The sequence below is a fragment of the Ferrovibrio sp. GW821-FHT12F09 genome, from assembly GCF_058806775.1.
Window position 1 is genome coordinate 508,356 of sequence record NZ_JBXAPZ010000002.1, and the last position, 16,384, is coordinate 524,739.

Consider the following 16,384-nt stretch of genomic DNA (forward strand, 5'->3'; position numbering starts at 1 on the left):
CTTTGCCCGGGTTCGCTTCAGAGCCCGCGCATCGCGGATTCGACAAACCGCAGATCGTAGGAATCCTCGAACTTGAAGCCCGCGGGAATGCCAGGCTGACTCAGCGTCTTCAGCTCGTTGTCCAGGAAGTCCAGATTCAGATCGAACTGGGCTTTGGTCGGAACCGGCGTTTTCATGTACATGCCGACATTGTTGGCAAAGGCCACTTCAAACAGGGCCGGATCCATATCGGCGAAGTATTCCTTGGCAAAGGCCTTGAAACCTGCCGGATCGCTGTCGACACCCTTCAGCGCCATGGCGATGCCCTTGCAGTAGGCCGTAAGCTCGTTCGGCTTGTCCTTGATCGTCTTCTCGCTGACGCTGGCCGTGATGTAGAGGTAGTCCTTCAATTCCGGCGGCGGATTGGTCACCATATTAAACAGATAGACGGCACCGAACTTCGATACCGCCATATCGGAAGCGGGTGACGACAGCACAAAGCCATCAATGGTGCCGCGTTCGAACGCGGCCAGGGTTGGCGAAACACCGCCCTGGATCGGAACCAGAGTTGCGTCCCGATCCGCATCGATCTTGGCCAGGCGCAGGAAATAGCGGGCCAGCTGATCCGGCCCGCCGCCCGCACCCGTGGTGCCGATTTTCAGGCCACGCAGAACCGCAGCCTTCTTTTCCGGCGGCGAAGCTTCGGTGATGCCGGCCTTGTCGGCAATCTCTTTCTTGATCACGACGTTGGAGGCAAATTTATTGACCCAGCCACAGATCATTTTGACCGGCTGGCGCCGGATCTGGACACGCATATTCTGCGTCGGCGCACCCAGCAGGATATCGGCGGCGCCGCCGATCAGCGCATCCTGATTGACGCCACGATTGGTTGCCGCCAGTTCGAGCTTCAGGCCGGCCTTGCTGAACAGGCCGGTCCCCTGCGCGAAATCTTCCGCGCCCCAGAGGAAGGATTTGGCATTCGAGCGCAAGCTCGATGCCGCCAGGCCGGTCTGACCGAAAGCCGGCATACCGAGGCTGCCGATGAAGCCGACCGACGCAACGCCCTGCAGAAACGCCCTACGCTCGATACCTTCCATGATCCCCTCCTCCGTTAAATCCGATTCAACTGACGGCCGGTGCGCTGCGCAGCACCTGGCCCGGCAGCCTGACGCCAGCCGGCATGTCTTCCCCTGGCGGCGGCAGCACCGTGCCGTTGACAATGACGGTATGAATGCCTGAGGCCCGGGATATCAGTCGATCTGCGCCGGCAGGCAGGTCATAAACGCGCTCAAGCGGGCCGGCACCGATGGTCGCTGGATCGAAGACCACAACATCGGCCGGCTTCCCGACGGCGAGCAGGCCACGATCGGTGATACCAAAAATCGCCGCGGTGCGCCCGGTCAGCATATGCACACCACGCTCCAGGCTGAACGACTTCTTCTCCCGCACCCAGTGGCCGAGCAGATGCGTCGCATAACAGGCATCGCAGAGCTGCGAGAGATGCGCGCCGCCATCGCCGAGTCCCACCACGGTGTTGGGATCGCGTAGCAGTTCTTCCACTTCGTCTTCCTGGAAATTGACCAGCGGCATACGGAAACGGGTGCGCAGATTGCTGTCCACGGCCAGGTCGAGAATCAGATCGACAGGGGATACCCCCTTCTCAGCGGCAACATCCTCCAGCTTGCGGCCGACCAGTTCAGGATGTTCTTCGCAAAAACTGATCTCGGTCAGTTTCCAGGAAGCGCGGCGCATCTCGCCTTCGTCCTTGCCGCCGGAGAAATCGCTATCCCGGCCGCCGCGGCCCGCCACCTCTTCACGAAACTGGTGGCGGAAGGCCGCATCCTTATAAATGGCCAGCAGCTCGGCCTCGCTTTTGGCGACGCGCACCGGCTTGAACAGGCTCCAGGTGTCGAAAACCACCGGCGAGCGGAAGTCGAACTCACTGACAATCGGCCGGCAGGCGACCTGGGGATAGATTGGCTTGCCTTCGGCCAGCAACTGACTGGTGCGCGCCAGGCTTTCGCGATGCCGTCCGGGACCGAGTTGCCCCGACAACAGGGCTGTCCAGCAGACCGGGCGGCCACTTTCTTCATGCATGGCCAGATACTGGTCGAACAACGGTTCACGCGCGCCGTTGAAGTGAATCACGCCGCTGCCGGCTTCGCCAACGGCACGCGCCAGGGCCTTCAGTTCATCGAATTCAGCCAGACGACTGGGAATTGGCTTGCCGTCGAAGCCGATATGGATACGCGAGACCGACGTGGCGAAGGCAATGGCGCCGGCCTGCATCCCTTCCCGTACGATATCCTGCATCTGCCGAATCTCGTCGGGGGTAGCCGCGCGTTCCACGGCTTCCTCGCCCATCACATAAAGGCGGGTCGGGGTGTGTCCGATCATGACGCCGACATTGATTGCCGTGCCGCGCTGCTCAAGCGCTGTGAGATACTCCGGGAAGGTCACAAACGGCCAGTCATCGCCCAGCGCGGCTTCAAGAGCATCCAGAGGCATTGCCTCGACGCGCTCAAGCGTGCGCAGGATCAGGCTCCGATCCTTGGGGCGCGTCGGTGCAATGCCGAACCCGCAGCTTCCCATCACCACACTGGTAACGCCGTGCCAGGGGGAAATCGTCAGCATCGGATCCCAGAAGACCTGGGCGTCATAATGCGTGTGAATGTCGACAAACCCGGGAGAGACCACCAAACCGTCGGCATCGATCGTACGGTTGGCCGCATCAGGCGCATCGCCCAGGGCAACAACACGACCATCCTTGATCCCGACATCGCCGCGGTAGCCCGGCGCCCCGGTGCCATCGATAATCGTGCCGCCAACAATCTTCAGGTCATACGCCATTCCGGTCCTCTTCAGATAAAACCATGGCCGTCATTTCGCTTCACGCCAGCGCAGCAGATGGTTTTCCAAGGCCTTGAGGCCACTATTCAGGGCAATGCCGGTTACCGCCAGAACCACCAGACCGGCAAAAACTCCCGCCGTATCGAAAAGTCCGGACGCCTGCCCGATCAGGAAGCCGATGCCGCGATTGGAAGAAATCAATTCGCCCACCACCGCGCCGATCAGGGCATAGGGCACCGAGACCTTCAGGCCGGTGAGAACCCAGGCGGCCGCCGAAGGGAAAATCACATGGCGCAAGAGTTGCCAGCTGTTGGCGCCCATGATGCGCGCGGCATTGATATGAATCGAACTGACATCGCGTACGCCGGCGAAGGTATTGAGAAAAACCAGGAAGAATACGATCAGAGCCGACATCGCGATCTTGCTTTCGATGCCGATGCCGAACCACATGATCAAAAGCGGCGCCAGCGCAATCTTGGGCAGGCAGTAGATCGCCGTGATATAAGGGTCAAAAAGCCGCGCGGTGGTATCCGATCGCCCGAGCAGAAACCCGATGAAGAAGCCGGTTGTGCTGCCGATGACGAAACCGGCTGCCATGGCCTGCATGGTGTAGGAGAAGGCATTGGCCAGTGTTCCGTTGCGCAGCCAAAGCCATAGCTTCACGGCAACTTCCAACGGCGAAGATATGAAAAAGGGATCGATCAGCCGGCCGGATGCAAACTGCCAGAGCGCCAGGATGGCAATGCCAACGGCAACCTGACCGATCCGTATGCCCCATCGCCGCGCGCGCTCTGCCCGTTCGGCGGCACGGACGAAATACCCGGGCGCAGAATGTCCGGGTGCCTTGCGGATTTCGCCGGCATCGAATGGCTTGTTGGCCGTATCGCTGCTCATGCGCGACCCGCCGCGACAATTTCGGGCGCCAGCGCGTCCCACAATTCGTTGTAAAGCGCGCGGAAATCCGGATCGAACTGCAGCTTGAACACATCCCGCGGCCGGGGCAGGTCGATGGACTTGATCGCCTTAATACGCCCGGGGCGGCCACTGAAAATCACCACCCGATCCGACAGCGCAATGGCCTCGGCAAGATCGTGCGTTACAAAGACAATGGTTTTGCGGGTTTCTTCCCAGATTCGGCTCAACTCGCCCTGCATCACCAGCTTCAACTGCGCATCGAGCGCCCCGAAGGGTTCGTCCATCAGCAGCGTGCCGGGGTCATAGGCCAGCACCTGGGCAAGCGCGACACGCTTGCGCATGCCGCCCGACAGTTCCGACGGGAAATGCCTGCGGAAACCGTCGAGACCGACCATATCCAGCATCTTCGTGACTCTGGCTTCGGCCTCCGCCTTCGAGAAGCCGCGCAGATGCAGGGGAAAAGCAACATTTTCCTCTGCCGTGCGCCAGGGCAGCAGACTGTCGGCCTGGGTCATGTAGCCAACATGGGTGTTGATGCCGCTGACAGCCCGACCGTCATGGATCAGGTTTCCGCCCGTCGGCTCAACAATGCCGGCGATCATATTGAGCAGGGTTGACTTGCCGCAACCACTTGGGCCGACAAAGGAAACGAAGGAACCAGCTTCGATATCCAGCGAGGTTGGCAGCAATGCCGACACTTCGCAGCCGCGAGCCACGAAGACTTTACTGACATCCCGGATGGCGATCATCGGCACGCGGCCCGAATCCCTCAATTGTTACATTGATAATACAATAGGGGGATTGCAGGATGGTCAACAGATTTCTTGTCCACAGGGCCGACAGTCTCATGCTGCGCCGCATTATGGTCAAAGATGAAGCATGCTGAGCGGAGCCAGCGGTCAAGCCGCAGGCAGCGTGATGCCTTAGACGGCATCGCTCCTCATCGGTACGTTTCAGGAATGGGATATGGAAGCGGACAGAGGTTTCGTTGCGGTCATCGACCGAACCGGCCGAATCGAAATGCCGAAGTTATGCCGTAGCTTTGACATGCTTGCGCAGCAGCGCGAGCAGAGTATCAGCGGCGGGTGACAGCGGCACACCGCGACGCGCCACGACACCCAGCGTGCGCGAAATGGTGGGATTCCGCAGCGGTACGGCGACCACGCCGGGCGAATCCGCTACATTGACGGCCAGTTGCGGCACCACCGCCAGACCCAGGCCGGCACGCACCAGTCCAATGGCACTGACCACATGCTGGACCTCATACCGCCAGGTCATTTCCTCACGCCGGGCGCCCAACGCGTCGTCGATCAGCTGGCGATTGCCGGTCTGGGTACTGACCCTGACCAGCGGTTCGCCCTGCAGGGATGACCAGCTAACCGATTTCTGCGTCGCCAGTGGATGAGCGGTGGCGCAGATCAACATAAAGGGCTCCTTCATCAGCGGCGTGATTTCGAGGTCCCAACGGTCGGCGGCGACAATCGTGATGCCAAATTCAGCCTCGCCGCTATGCACCTTCTCCGCGATCTCCGACTTGGAGTTGTCGAGCACGCGAATATTCAGGTCGGGAAAGGTCTTGCGTAGCTGGCCCAGTAACGGCGGCAGATAATGCACCGCAATGGTGGGCAGGCAACCGATCACCAGCTTTTCCTGCCTCGCCCGCCCCTGCTGCCGGAGTTCATCGAAAGACGCAGAGATATCTGCCATCAGGCGACGGGCATTGGGCAAGAGTTCGACACCTGCCGGGGTAAGCGCCACATGCCGCGTGGTGCGGGTCAGCAGTTTGACGCCGAGATCATCCTCCAGCTTTTTCATGCGATGGCTGAGGGCTGTCTGCGAAAGATTCAGATTCGCGGCAGCACGATGGAAGCTCCCGTGATCGGCAATGCTAAGAAAGGCCTCAAGGCCCAGAAAATCAATCCGCATCGGCGTTCCGCTTCAGGCGTCTCATTGCCCCGTATGGCATCCTGTTTAGCATCGCCGGGCGCTTATGTCTTGGCCGGCTTGTCCCAGCTCTGCGCCCCAGCGCTCTTGCCGGCAACAGAATATAGGGCACCCGGCGCATTGCGGGTCTTCTGGAAATCCTCAAGCGTCTCGCCGCGCATGGCGGCATAGATATGCAGATTAGAGATGCCCGTCACCGCACCGAGCTTTTCCAGCACAAAGAAAATTGCGCCATAGTGGATCAGGCCACGCCAGTCGCGTCGCCGGATCAAGTCACGCTCCTCCACCGACAGGCCCGCCTTTTCAAAAGCCGCATCGGCATCGGCCAGAAAAGCCTCGCGATGGGCCGGGATGATCAGGTCGTGCAAAAACCGGTTGATGCGATGCGCCTTCACGCTGCGCTGTAATGTGTAGGGGTAAGTGCCTTCCAGCTTTTCTGCACCCGCCATCTGGCGATCGATATGGGTGCGCTGGGCGGCGACGGCCTCCTGCGACGGTATGATATCTTCCGCGTTCTCGTAGATCGCCGTGGCAATGCTCGTCATGGACGGCAGGTAATGGGTCTGGTGCAGCTTTCTGACCTTCTCGTTCATGGCGCCACGCATGATAAGCCACATGATCACTTCCGAGCCTTCCATGCCGCCCAGGGTGGCATATTCGGCATGGGTCATCTGCGTCAGTTTCTGCGGATTCTTCTCGAACAATTCCAGGAATTCCATATCCCAGTCGATGTTGTTGAAGCCGGCACGTTCGCCATGCACCTGATGCGACAGCCCACCGGTAGCCAGGATCGCGACCTTCAGGTCTTCCGGATAGCTCTCAATAGCGCGACGCAGCGCCTGCCCCAGCTTCCAGCAGCGCAGCGCGCTCGGAATGGGGAACTGCAGCACGCCAACCTGCAGCGGGATGATCGGCACCGGCCAGCCGGTCTTGTGCTCCATCAGCATGGACAGCGGCGAGAAGCAGCCGTGGTCCAGCGCGCGGTTCTGGAAAAACGACATATCGAATTCATCGGCCATTAGCGAAGCGCCGATATGTTGCGCCAGCGCCGCATGGCCGCCGACCGGTGGCAGGTCACGGGAACCGCCGCCTTCATCGGCAACCTTGTATTCGTTGCCGATGCCGAGTGCGAAGGCCGAATAATGGTCAAAAAAGAAGGACGTGATGTGATCGTTGTAGATCACGAAGAACACATCGGGCTTCCGGTCGGCGATCCAGTCGCGGATCGGTTCATAGGCCGTGAAAATCGGACCCCAGACCGGATCATCCTTCGTTTTCCAGTCATGCGCGAATCCGATGGTGGGCGTGTGCGAGGTAGCGATCGAGCCGATGATGCGGGCCATGGCGTGGAACCGTTGATAAAAGGAACAGCGAAGAGTTTAAGACTGTGCCGTCTGCCGCACCAGCAGGGCAGCAGCGATGGCGCGTCCGTCTTTTGGCACTGGACCGGCAAAGCGTGAGGCAAGGTCGAGATCGGCAACCCACTGTTGATGCGCCGCTGTCGCCGCCGGCATGAAATGACTCAGACCAGCAGCTTCCAGCGTATCGACCACCTCGCGCATCTCGGCGGCGCGACGTTTCCCATGCACCACCACACGCTCCATGACATGATTGGCCAGCGCGGCGAAATCCTTTTTCGACAGATAATCGCTGATTGACGGCACCACGCGGCCCTCGACGCCGAGCTTTACGGCGGCAACCATGCATTCCATCACAACACTTTCGATGCCCTTGATTGCAATACTGCGCACCATCTTCACGGTGGAGGCATCGCCCGGCTCATCTGACACCACTTCCAGGTCCATGCCCAGCGCGGTCAGAATCGGCGCCACCCTGGCCGCACCCGCGCCGCTGAGCAGCAGCGGCGTCTTGTGCAGTTTCGGATAAACCGGCGCCATCACCGCGACATCAACTGTTTCGACACCGCCTTCGGCCAACGACAGGGCGGCCGCCGTCTTACGGAACGGGGCGGCCGAATTGATGTCGAGAAACAGCAGGCCGGGCCGTATTGCGGGCAGAATGCTGGCGGCCGCCTGCATCACCTGGTCGGCGGTCACGGCCGAGATCACGATATCGGCGGATTCCGCTGCAGCCGTGGCGCTTACGGCCACCGTCACGCCCAGCACTGCACACTCGCGCCGCTTACCCTCGGCCCGGGCCGGATCGTCTAGCAACAGATCGTAGGCCGTGACCGAACAGGGCATCGCCTCATTGCGCCACCCCCTGGTGAAAGCCTGCGCGGCCTCGCCGAAACCGATGAAGGCAATACGTGGATGATTGGTCATGACGTCAGTTCCCCTTGTAGGGATGATCGACATAGACCAGTCCGGCAGCCGCCAGTCCCTCGCGCATCTTGTACATATCGAGGCCCAGCACGCCCGAGGCCAGTTTTGCGCGCTTTTCGCCTTCGTTGGCTTCGCGGGCCTGACCGGCCTTGGCGACCGTCGCGGCATCGGCGGCCGGGATGACCGCCACGCCGTCGTCATCGGCCACGACGACATCACCGGGATTGACCGGGGCCCCGGCGCAGACCACCGGCACATTCACGCTACCCAGCGTCGCCTTGACGGTGCCGCGCGCATTGATCGCCTTTGACCAGACCGGGAAACCCATCTCGCGCAGCGTCTTCACATCGCGGCAGCCGGCATCGATCACGAGGCCGACCACGCCCCTGGCCTTGAGCGACGTCGCCAGCAGGTCGCCGAACATGCCGTCGCTGTTCTCCGTCGTGCAGGCCACCACAAGGATGTCACCCTTCTGGCACTGCTCGACGGCCACATGCAGCATCCAGTTGTCGCCTGGCTGCGCCAGCACGGTGACCGCATTGCCGGCCACCTGCGCGCCCGGCCAGATCGGTCGCATATAGGTCTTCATCAGGTTGGGAGAACGGCTCGAGGCCTCGTGGCTGGTGGAAACACCCAGCCCGGCCAGCACATCCACCGTGGCCTGATCGACGCGCGGAATGTTGCGGACGACGACCGGTTTCATGACAGCGTACTCACGACGGCGGGGAACAGCCGCTGATAGGCCTCGCCATAGGTCATAGCGATGCCGGCATTGCGGCCGCCCTGCATGCCGCGGTTGAGCGCGACGCGCGAGTAGTATTCCCACAGGTGCTTCTGCGCGGCGAGAATCTGGAAGGCCTTGTATTTGGTCTCCCAGACCTCATCGATATTCAGGATTACCTGCGGTTTGAAATTGCACTGCTCGGGCTGGTGCGGCTCGAACAGGAAGACCGGCGGCGCGGTATAGGCACGCTCGGGATCGGGCTTGTGGCCGGCAGCCTGGGCGATGATGCGGGCCTCCTGCGCGATATGCGCGGCCAGCGGATGGTCGAAGTTATATGGATCCTCCAGCGCATGGGTCAGCACGAATTTCGGCTTCACTTCGCGGTAGATATCGACCAGCCGATCCAGCATCTCGTCGGTCTGGCGCAGCGGATAATCGCCGGCATCGAAGAATTCGATCTCAGCACCCAGAACCTCGGCGGCCTTCTGCGATTCCTCGCGGCGCTGCGCCTTCACGTCCTCCAGCTTCACCCCGGCCTTCTTCCAGGCCCACTGGCTCTCGCCGCGCTCGCCATAGGCCAGGCAGACAATCTTGACGCGATAGCCCTGCTTCACATGCAGTGCGATGGCGCCGCCGGCGCGCCAGACGAAATCGCCCGGATGGGCCGTGACGACGAGACCTGTTTTCTCAGCCATGCAATACTCTCCTCACTGCTTGATTTACGCGGCGCCGCGCAGGAAGACGCGGCCGTCGAACAGGGCGCGCGCCGTGCGCAGCAGGCCGGCGCGGGTAATCACCGGCTGGTTGCCGCTCTCATCCACTTCGAGCCGCACGGTGAATTCGCCGGTCGGATGCTCTACCGACATCACCTTTACCGGGCCGACGGGAATCCGCGCGACACTGGCCGCCGGCGAGCCAGGCAGCACGCAGGCGGTGGCCACTGTCACGGCGGCGAAAACACCGATCGAGGCGTGGCACTCATGCGGGATGAAGCTGCGGGTGCACAGATGGCCACCAGCCATCTGCGGTGGCGCCACCAACGCAATCTTGGGCACCACGCGTTTCGACACATCACCCAGGTTCATCAAGGGTCCGGCGGCAAGGCGAATCTCCTCCAGCCGTGCCTTCAGCGTCACGTCCTTGTCGAGCTGGTCGCGCGGCTCGTAGCCGGTGCGACCCACCGCATCGGCGCGCAGCACAATGACCGGCATGCCATTGTCGATCAATGTGACATCCACGCCGGCAACGCGGTCTACCGTGTTGCCGGTTGGCAGCAAGCTGCCGCAAACCGAGCCTGCTGCATCCAGGAAATCTATGGCAACCGGCGCCGCCGTGCCGGGCACCCCGTCGATGTGCGCATCGCCGCCATAAACAACGCTGCCATCCGGCGTCTGCACCAGGATATCGGCAATCGTACCGGTGTTGATGGTCTTCACTTTGACCCGGGTTTCCGGACTGCCGGCCTTGATCAGGCCGCGCTCAATGGCAAAGGGCGCCACGCCGGCCAGGATGTTACCGCAGTTCGGCGTCGTATCCACCACCGGCTCGCTCACACTGACCTGGCAGAACAGAAAATCGATGTCGCAGGCCGGGTCACTGGAGCGCGATACGATCGCCACCTTGCTGGTCAGCGGATGGGCGCCACCGATGCCATCGACCTGGCGCGCATCGGGCGAGCCCATCACCTGCAGCAGGATGCGATCGCGTACTGCGATATCGGCCGGCAGGTCCTCGGCGAGAAAATAGGCCCCCTTCGAGGTGCCGCCCCGCATCATCATGCAGCGGATGCTATCCTGCATCGCCCACTCCTCTTCCACGTTACTGTTTCGGCACACCGGCTGAGTCGATCACCACAGACCACCGCGCGATATCATCCTTCAGCCGCTTGCCCAGTTCCTCTGGCGTACTGGCCTTGGCCTCGATGCCCAGTTCCAGCAGACGCTTCTTCAGCCCATCGTCGGTCAGAACCTCGCGCATGGTCCTGTTCAGCAGCGCCACCCCCTCGGCCGGCGTTCCAGCGCGAGCGAACAAAGCATTCCAAGACGTGACGTCGTAGCCGCGCACGCCCTGCTCGGCCACGGTAGCCGTCTGCGGCAGCAGCTCGGACCGCGCGGCACCCGAGGTGGCCAACGCAATCAGGCGCTTGTCGTCCAACCCAGATTTCAATGAGGCATAGGAGTCGATCACCAGATCGACATCGTTGCGCAGCAGACCGACCAGGGCATCAGGCGTGGCGCGGAAGGGCACCATCACCACCTTGATCTTGGCCTCGCTGGCGAACAGCAGGCCAGAGAGATGCTGCGTGCTGCCGACATTGATGGTGCCAATATTCAGGGTGCCCGGCTTGGCCTGCGCCGCCTTGATGAAATCGCCTAAGCCGCGATAGGCCGCCGCGCCATTGCCGGCCAGTACGAAATCGAAGGTGCCCATGGTGGAGATCGGCACGAAATCCTTCACCGGATCGAAAGGCAGGCTCTTGAATAGCGGCACGCTGACCGCCGTGCCGTTGCTGAACAGTGCCAGCGTATAGCCATCGGCCGGCGCCGCCAGCGCACGCTGGGCGGCCAGGCCGCCGCCGGCGCCAGGCAGGTTCTCAATGACAAAACGCTGGCCCAGCTTGTCACCCATCTTCTCGGTGACAAGCCGCACGGTGATATCGGCCACACCGCCAGCGCCAAACGGTACCGTCACGCGGATCGGACGGCTGGGATAGGTTTCCGCCTGTGCCGCACCGATGGCGGTGGCGAGTAACCCGAGGATGACAGCCGCTTTCCGGATCATGCGTTTCGCTCCGATGTTTTTTTATGAGTCAGACCGTGAAGCCGAACAGCCGCGTCGGGTTGTCGACCAGCAGCTTGCGCTGCAGCTCCGCTGTCGGCGCGAACAGCGGCACCAGATCGACCAGGTCGCCGTCGTCGGGCATCAGCGTCACATTGGGATGCGGCCAGTCGGTGCCCCAGAGCACGCGATCCGCATCGATCTCGATCAGGCGGCGCGCAAACGGCGCGGCATCGTGGAACGGCGCGCCGGTGGCGGTAACCCGCTCGGGGCAGGTCAGTTTGACCCAGCATTTCCGGTCGCGTTCGAACAGCCGCAGCAATGTCTGGAACCCCGACTGGTCAAGGCCGGCCGCCGCATCGGGCACGCCCATATGATCGATCACGTAAGACACCGGCAGGTCGGCCAGGATCGGCAGGAAGGGTTCCAGTCCCGTCACCGGCAGATAGAGATCGACATGCCAGTCCAGCGGCGCGATGCGGCGCAGGATGCGGCCGAAGGCATCCATGTCGGGCAAGGCGCCGAGACGCGGCAAAAAGGTGAAGCGGCAGCCCTTGATACCAGCGGTGTTCAGTGCCGCCAGTTCTGCATCGCTGAAGCTTTCATCGACATTGGCGATGCCCTTGTAGCGGCCGTTGCTCTGTGCGATCGCATCGGTGACGACACGGTTGTCGCGCCCATGCGGCGTCGCATTGACGATGACGGCACGCTCGACGCCCAGCCTGGCATGCAGCGCCTTGAACATCGCCAGCGGCGCATCGGGCGGCGTGTAGGGCCGCTCCGGCACATAAGGGTACAGGCTGTTGGGCCCGAAGATATGGCAATGGGTGTCGCAACTGCCGGACGGCAGACGAAACGCGGGCAGCCGCGGATCGGGATGCGGCGGCGCGATTGTTGGATGGACTGTCATCGGCGTTCCTACCTGGAGAGGCAGGATGCGAAAAGATCGATACCTGAATCAAATGATATGAATTCGATTTTTAATGAATATTAATCATGAAACGTGAAGCGTTAGAATATCACCCCACGCTCATCAGGCTGGCATTACCACCCGCCGCGGTGGTGTTGGTGCTGACCGTGCGTTCGGTTACCAGCCATTCGAGCGGATAATCGTCGTTGGTCGAAACCGAACTGCCCGACACGCTGAAGATCGGCAGCAGCGGCGACGCATGTCCGGCCAGAGTCTGCGCCAGCCGGCTCAAGGCATCGCCATCGCCTTCGAACAACACGACTGCAACATCGGTGTTGCTGTTATCGATGCTGATCCGTGCACGCAGATCGTCAGGCAGGCTATCGAAGATATCGGCAAAGGGCGTGCCTTCGGTCAGAAGGACATTATTGCCGGTGGCGAAAGCGGCACCCACCTGCTGCAGCAGGCCAGACAACGACCGCGCCACACAGCGCACGCCACCGCGCGGCAACAGCGCATAGACATTGCGCTCACCCACCGAGCCAGGTAGTTCGCGGGCAAAGCCAAATGGACTGCGGGCGACATACTCCTGGCAACGACGCGCCTCATCCGCATAGCCCTTGCCGATCAGCCAGGCGAGATACCCGGCCGCACCCTGGTTGTCAGCAGAATCCTTCATGCTCTTACCTGCCAGTCCGGTCACGGCGGGCGCCGCCGCCAGGAGGCGACGCAGATACAACGGGCCGCCGGCCTTGGGCCCAGTACCCGAAAGGCCATGACCGCCGAAGGGCTGCACGCCCACCACGGCGCCGATGATATTGCGGTTCACATAAAGGTTGCCCGCTTCGACCGTCTGGGTGACATGGGCGATGGTTTCGTCGATACGGCTGTGCAGGCCGAAGGTCAGGCCGTAACCCGAGGCATTGATCTGGCCGATCAGCGCGTCGAGATCCTCGCGGCGATAGCGCACAACATGCAGCACCGGACCGAAGACTTCCGCTTTCAGGTCGGAAACCTTGGCCAGCTCGATCAGGGTCGGCGGGACGAAAGTGCCATGACGGGCCTGCGGCGGCAGGGCGAGCTGTTCGATGCGGCATTTGCGACCACGCATCGTCTCGATATGACCCAGTATCGACTGCTGCGCAGCAGCGGTGATCACCGGGCCGACATCGACCGAGAGGCGATCCGGCGAACCAATGGCGAGTTCGGCCATGGCGCCCTTCAGCATGGTCAGCACATGGTCGGCGATATCGTCCTGTAGGCACAGAATGCGCAAAGCCGAGCAACGCTGACCGGCAGAGTCGAAAGCCGAGGCCAGCACATCAGCCACCACCTGCTCAGGCAGCGCAGAAGAGTCGACGATCATGGCATTGAGACCGCCGGTTTCGGCAATCAGCGGGATCGGCTTGCCATCGGGCGTGAGCCGTGACGCCAGCTGTTTCTGGATCAGGCGCGCCACTTCGGTGGAACCGGTGAACAGCACGCCACGGATACGAGTATCCCCCACCAATGCGGCACCCACGCGGCCATCACCGGGCAGCAGCTGCACGGCACCGGCCGGTATCCCTGCCTCACGCAGGATTTGCACGGCCTGGGCAGCGATCAGCGGCGTTTCTTCCGCCGGCTTGGCCAGCACGACATTGCCCGCGGCCAGCGCCGCCGCCACCTGGCCTGTGAAGATCGCCAGCGGGAAATTCCACGGGCTGATGCAAACCACAGGCCCGAGTGGGCGGTGCGTGTCATTGGAAAAATCATGCGCCACGCTTTCGGCATAGTAGCGCAGGAAGTCGATGGCTTCGCGCACCTCGCCGATGGCATTGGGCAGCGACTTGCCGGCTTCACGCACGATCAGGCCGAGCAGCTGTGGCATACGCGCTTCCAGCAGATCGGCGGCACGCAACAGGCATTGCGCGCGTTCGGCCGGCGGCGTGGCATGCCAGATCGGTGCCGCGGCCACAGCGCCATCCACTGCCAGTGTCACCAGCGTATTGCTGGCCGGGATCACATACCCGACGATATCGCTGCGGTTGGCCGGATTGCGCACCACCTGCGCATCCCCCTCTTCCGCGGCACCGTCCGCCAGCAGTGGCACCGCACGCCAGCTGTGATCGGCACTCGACAGCAGCGCGGCAGACAATGATGCGAGACGCTGTTCGTTGGAAAGATCGATGCCGGCAGAGTTGCGGCGCTTGCCCAGCATGTCGCGCGGCAGGGAGATTTTCGGATGTGGCGCGCCCAGCGGCTGGATCGCCATGGCCGTTTCGACCGGGTCCGCAATCAGGCTGTCGAGAGAAATCGCCTGATCGGCGATCTGGTTGACGAAGGAGGTGTTGGCACCGTTTTCCAGCAGGCGACGTACCAGATAGGCCAGCAGGGTTTCATGCGTGCCGACCGGGGCGTAGATGCGGCAGGGTCGATTCAGTTTTTCGCGACCGACGACCTCTTCATACAGCGGTTCGCCCATGCCATGCAGGCACTGAAACTCATACTGGCCGGTATAATAGTTCTCGCCCGCCATCGCATGGATAGTGCTGAGTGTCTGCGCATTATGGGTGGCGAATTGCGGATAGACCGCATCGGGTACCGCCAGCAGCTTGCGGGCACAGGCCAGATACGACACATCGGTATGGACTTTCCGCGTATAGACCGGGAATCCTTCCAGGCCATCGACTTGGGCGCGCTTGATCTCGCTGTCCCAATAGGCACCCTTCACCAGACGCACCATCAGGCGATGATCACTGCGGCGGGCTAGATCGATGATCCAGTCGAGTACGAAGGGTGCGCGCTTCTGATAGGCCTGCACGACAAAGCCGATGCCGTTCCAGCCGGCCAGATCCGGGTCGAAGCACAGGCTTTCCAGCAGGTCGAGCGAGATTTCGAGACGATCTGCCTCCTCGGCATCGATATTGAGGCCGATATCATAGCGCCGCGCCAGCAGAGTGAGCGCCTTAAGGCGTGGCAGCAACTCGGCCTTCACGCGCTCCAGATTGGCGCGGTTGTAACGCGGATGCAGCGCCGAAAGCTTCACCGAAATACCGGGGCCTTCATAGATACCGCGCCTGGCCGCAGCCTTGCCGATGGCATGGATCGCCTGTTCGTAATCAACGTAATAACGTTGGGCATCCGCGGCTGTGGTCGCCGCCTCGCCCAGCATGTCGTAGGAATACCGGAAACCCTGCGCTTCCCACTTCCGGCTATTAGCCAGCGCTTCGGCAATGGTCTGGCCCGACACGAACTGCTCGCCCATCATGCGCATGGCGATATCGACGCCCTTGCGGATCAGCGGCTCACCGCCTTTGGCGATCAGCTTGGTCAGTGCACCCGACAGCGACCTGCCGCTGCTGGTCGCTGTCAGGCGGCCGGTGATCAGCAGGCCCCAGGTGGCGGCATTGACGAACATCGAACGGCTGTGCCCCAGATGCGCCTCCCAATCGCCGATGCCGATCTTGTCGCGGATCAGCGCATCGCGCGTGGCGCGATCAGGGATGCGCAGCAGCGCTTCGGCCAGGCACATCAGCGCCACGCCTTCCTGGCTGGACAGCGAGTATTCGTGGATCAAGCCCTCGACGACGCCAGACTGGCTTTTGGCGCGCAACGCCTCGACCAGCCTGCGGGCGAGATCGCGGGCAAGCGTCGTCACCGGCTTGGGCAACGTCGCTTCGGCGATCAGTTGCGGCAGGCATTCCGGCTCGGGCCGGCGATAGGCGCCGGTAATCTGCGCCCGCAGCACGCTCTGCGGCTGCACGGTCTGGGCAAATTCCAGGAAGGGCGGCTGCATGGCATCCTGCCCGGCCGGGGCATCGGACAGGTCGATAGTCGCCTTGCTGTCGGCGAACAGGTCATCCAGTGCATCGCCGCGCTCGACCTTTTCCAACACCGAGAAGATCGCCTGCTTGATCAGCCAGTGCGGCGAGCGCCCGATGCCGTCGGCGGCCTGTTTCAGTCGGGCCTTGAGGTCTTCGTCAATCTTCACGCCGATTGTGGTGACTGGCACGCGCC

At 62.1% G+C, this 16,384-nt stretch carries 13 protein-coding genes; all 13 read right to left on the minus strand.

The features are described 5' to 3' along the window. Positions 1–17: 17 nt before the first annotated feature. Positions 18–1,076, minus strand: a complete 1,059-nt coding sequence (locus AC1ROB_RS15410) for an ABC transporter substrate-binding protein (protein WP_492970245.1) — start codon at positions 1,074–1,076, stop codon at positions 18–20. A 25-nt stretch (positions 1,077–1,101) separates the two neighbouring features. Continuing rightward, entirely contained in the window at positions 1,102–2,829 is a 1,728-nt protein-coding gene (locus AC1ROB_RS15415) for an N-acyl-D-amino-acid deacylase family protein (RefSeq protein ID WP_492970244.1), read from the minus strand. Positions 2,830–2,859: 30 nt separating this feature from the next. Continuing rightward, positions 2,860–3,723, minus strand: a complete 864-nt coding sequence (locus AC1ROB_RS15420) for an ABC transporter permease (protein ID WP_492970243.1) — start codon at positions 3,721–3,723, stop codon at positions 2,860–2,862. Continuing rightward, complete coding sequence (locus AC1ROB_RS15425) at positions 3,720–4,493, minus strand: ABC transporter ATP-binding protein (RefSeq protein WP_492970763.1); 774 nt, start codon at positions 4,491–4,493, stop codon at positions 3,720–3,722. Before AC1ROB_RS15425 ends, AC1ROB_RS15420 begins: the two co-directional genes overlap by 4 nt. Before the next feature lie 280 nt (positions 4,494–4,773). Beyond that, positions 4,774–5,670, minus strand: a complete 897-nt coding sequence (locus AC1ROB_RS15430; protein ID WP_492970242.1) for a LysR family transcriptional regulator — start codon at positions 5,668–5,670, stop codon at positions 4,774–4,776. A 62-nt stretch (positions 5,671–5,732) separates the two neighbouring features. Further along, positions 5,733–7,031, minus strand: a complete 1,299-nt coding sequence (locus AC1ROB_RS15435) for a gallate dioxygenase (RefSeq protein WP_492970241.1) — start codon at positions 7,029–7,031, stop codon at positions 5,733–5,735. Between the two features lie 36 nt (positions 7,032–7,067). Next, entirely contained in the window at positions 7,068–7,973 is a 906-nt protein-coding gene (locus tag AC1ROB_RS15440) for a DUF1932 domain-containing protein (RefSeq protein WP_492970240.1), read from the minus strand. 4 nt (positions 7,974–7,977) lie between these two features. Next, on the minus strand, positions 7,978–8,676 hold the full coding sequence (locus AC1ROB_RS15445; RefSeq protein WP_492970239.1) for a 4-carboxy-4-hydroxy-2-oxoadipate aldolase/oxaloacetate decarboxylase: 699 nt from the start codon (positions 8,674–8,676) through the stop codon (positions 7,978–7,980). Continuing rightward, positions 8,673–9,392 carry a PIG-L deacetylase family protein gene (locus AC1ROB_RS15450; protein ID WP_492970238.1) on the minus strand — a complete coding sequence of 240 codons (720 nt, stop codon included), beginning with the start codon at positions 9,390–9,392 and terminating at the stop codon, positions 8,673–8,675. Before AC1ROB_RS15450 ends, AC1ROB_RS15445 begins: the two co-directional genes overlap by 4 nt. A gap of 24 nt (positions 9,393–9,416) precedes the next feature. Next, a complete protein-coding gene (locus tag AC1ROB_RS15455) occupies positions 9,417–10,496 on the minus strand; it encodes a 4-oxalomesaconate tautomerase (RefSeq protein ID WP_492970237.1) in 1,080 nt (359 codons plus the stop codon). 19 nt (positions 10,497–10,515) lie between these two features. After that, positions 10,516–11,478, minus strand: a complete 963-nt coding sequence (locus tag AC1ROB_RS15460; RefSeq protein WP_492970236.1) for a Bug family tripartite tricarboxylate transporter substrate binding protein — start codon at positions 11,476–11,478, stop codon at positions 10,516–10,518. Positions 11,479–11,506: 28 nt separating this feature from the next. After that, entirely contained in the window at positions 11,507–12,385 is an 879-nt protein-coding gene (locus AC1ROB_RS15465; protein ID WP_492970235.1) for an amidohydrolase family protein, read from the minus strand. Positions 12,386–12,494: 109 nt separating this feature from the next. Further along, positions 12,495–16,379 (minus strand): trifunctional transcriptional regulator/proline dehydrogenase/L-glutamate gamma-semialdehyde dehydrogenase, encoded by a 3,885-nt coding sequence (gene putA, locus AC1ROB_RS15470; protein WP_492970234.1) that lies wholly within the window; start codon positions 16,377–16,379, stop codon positions 12,495–12,497. Positions 16,380–16,384 lie beyond the last annotated feature (5 nt).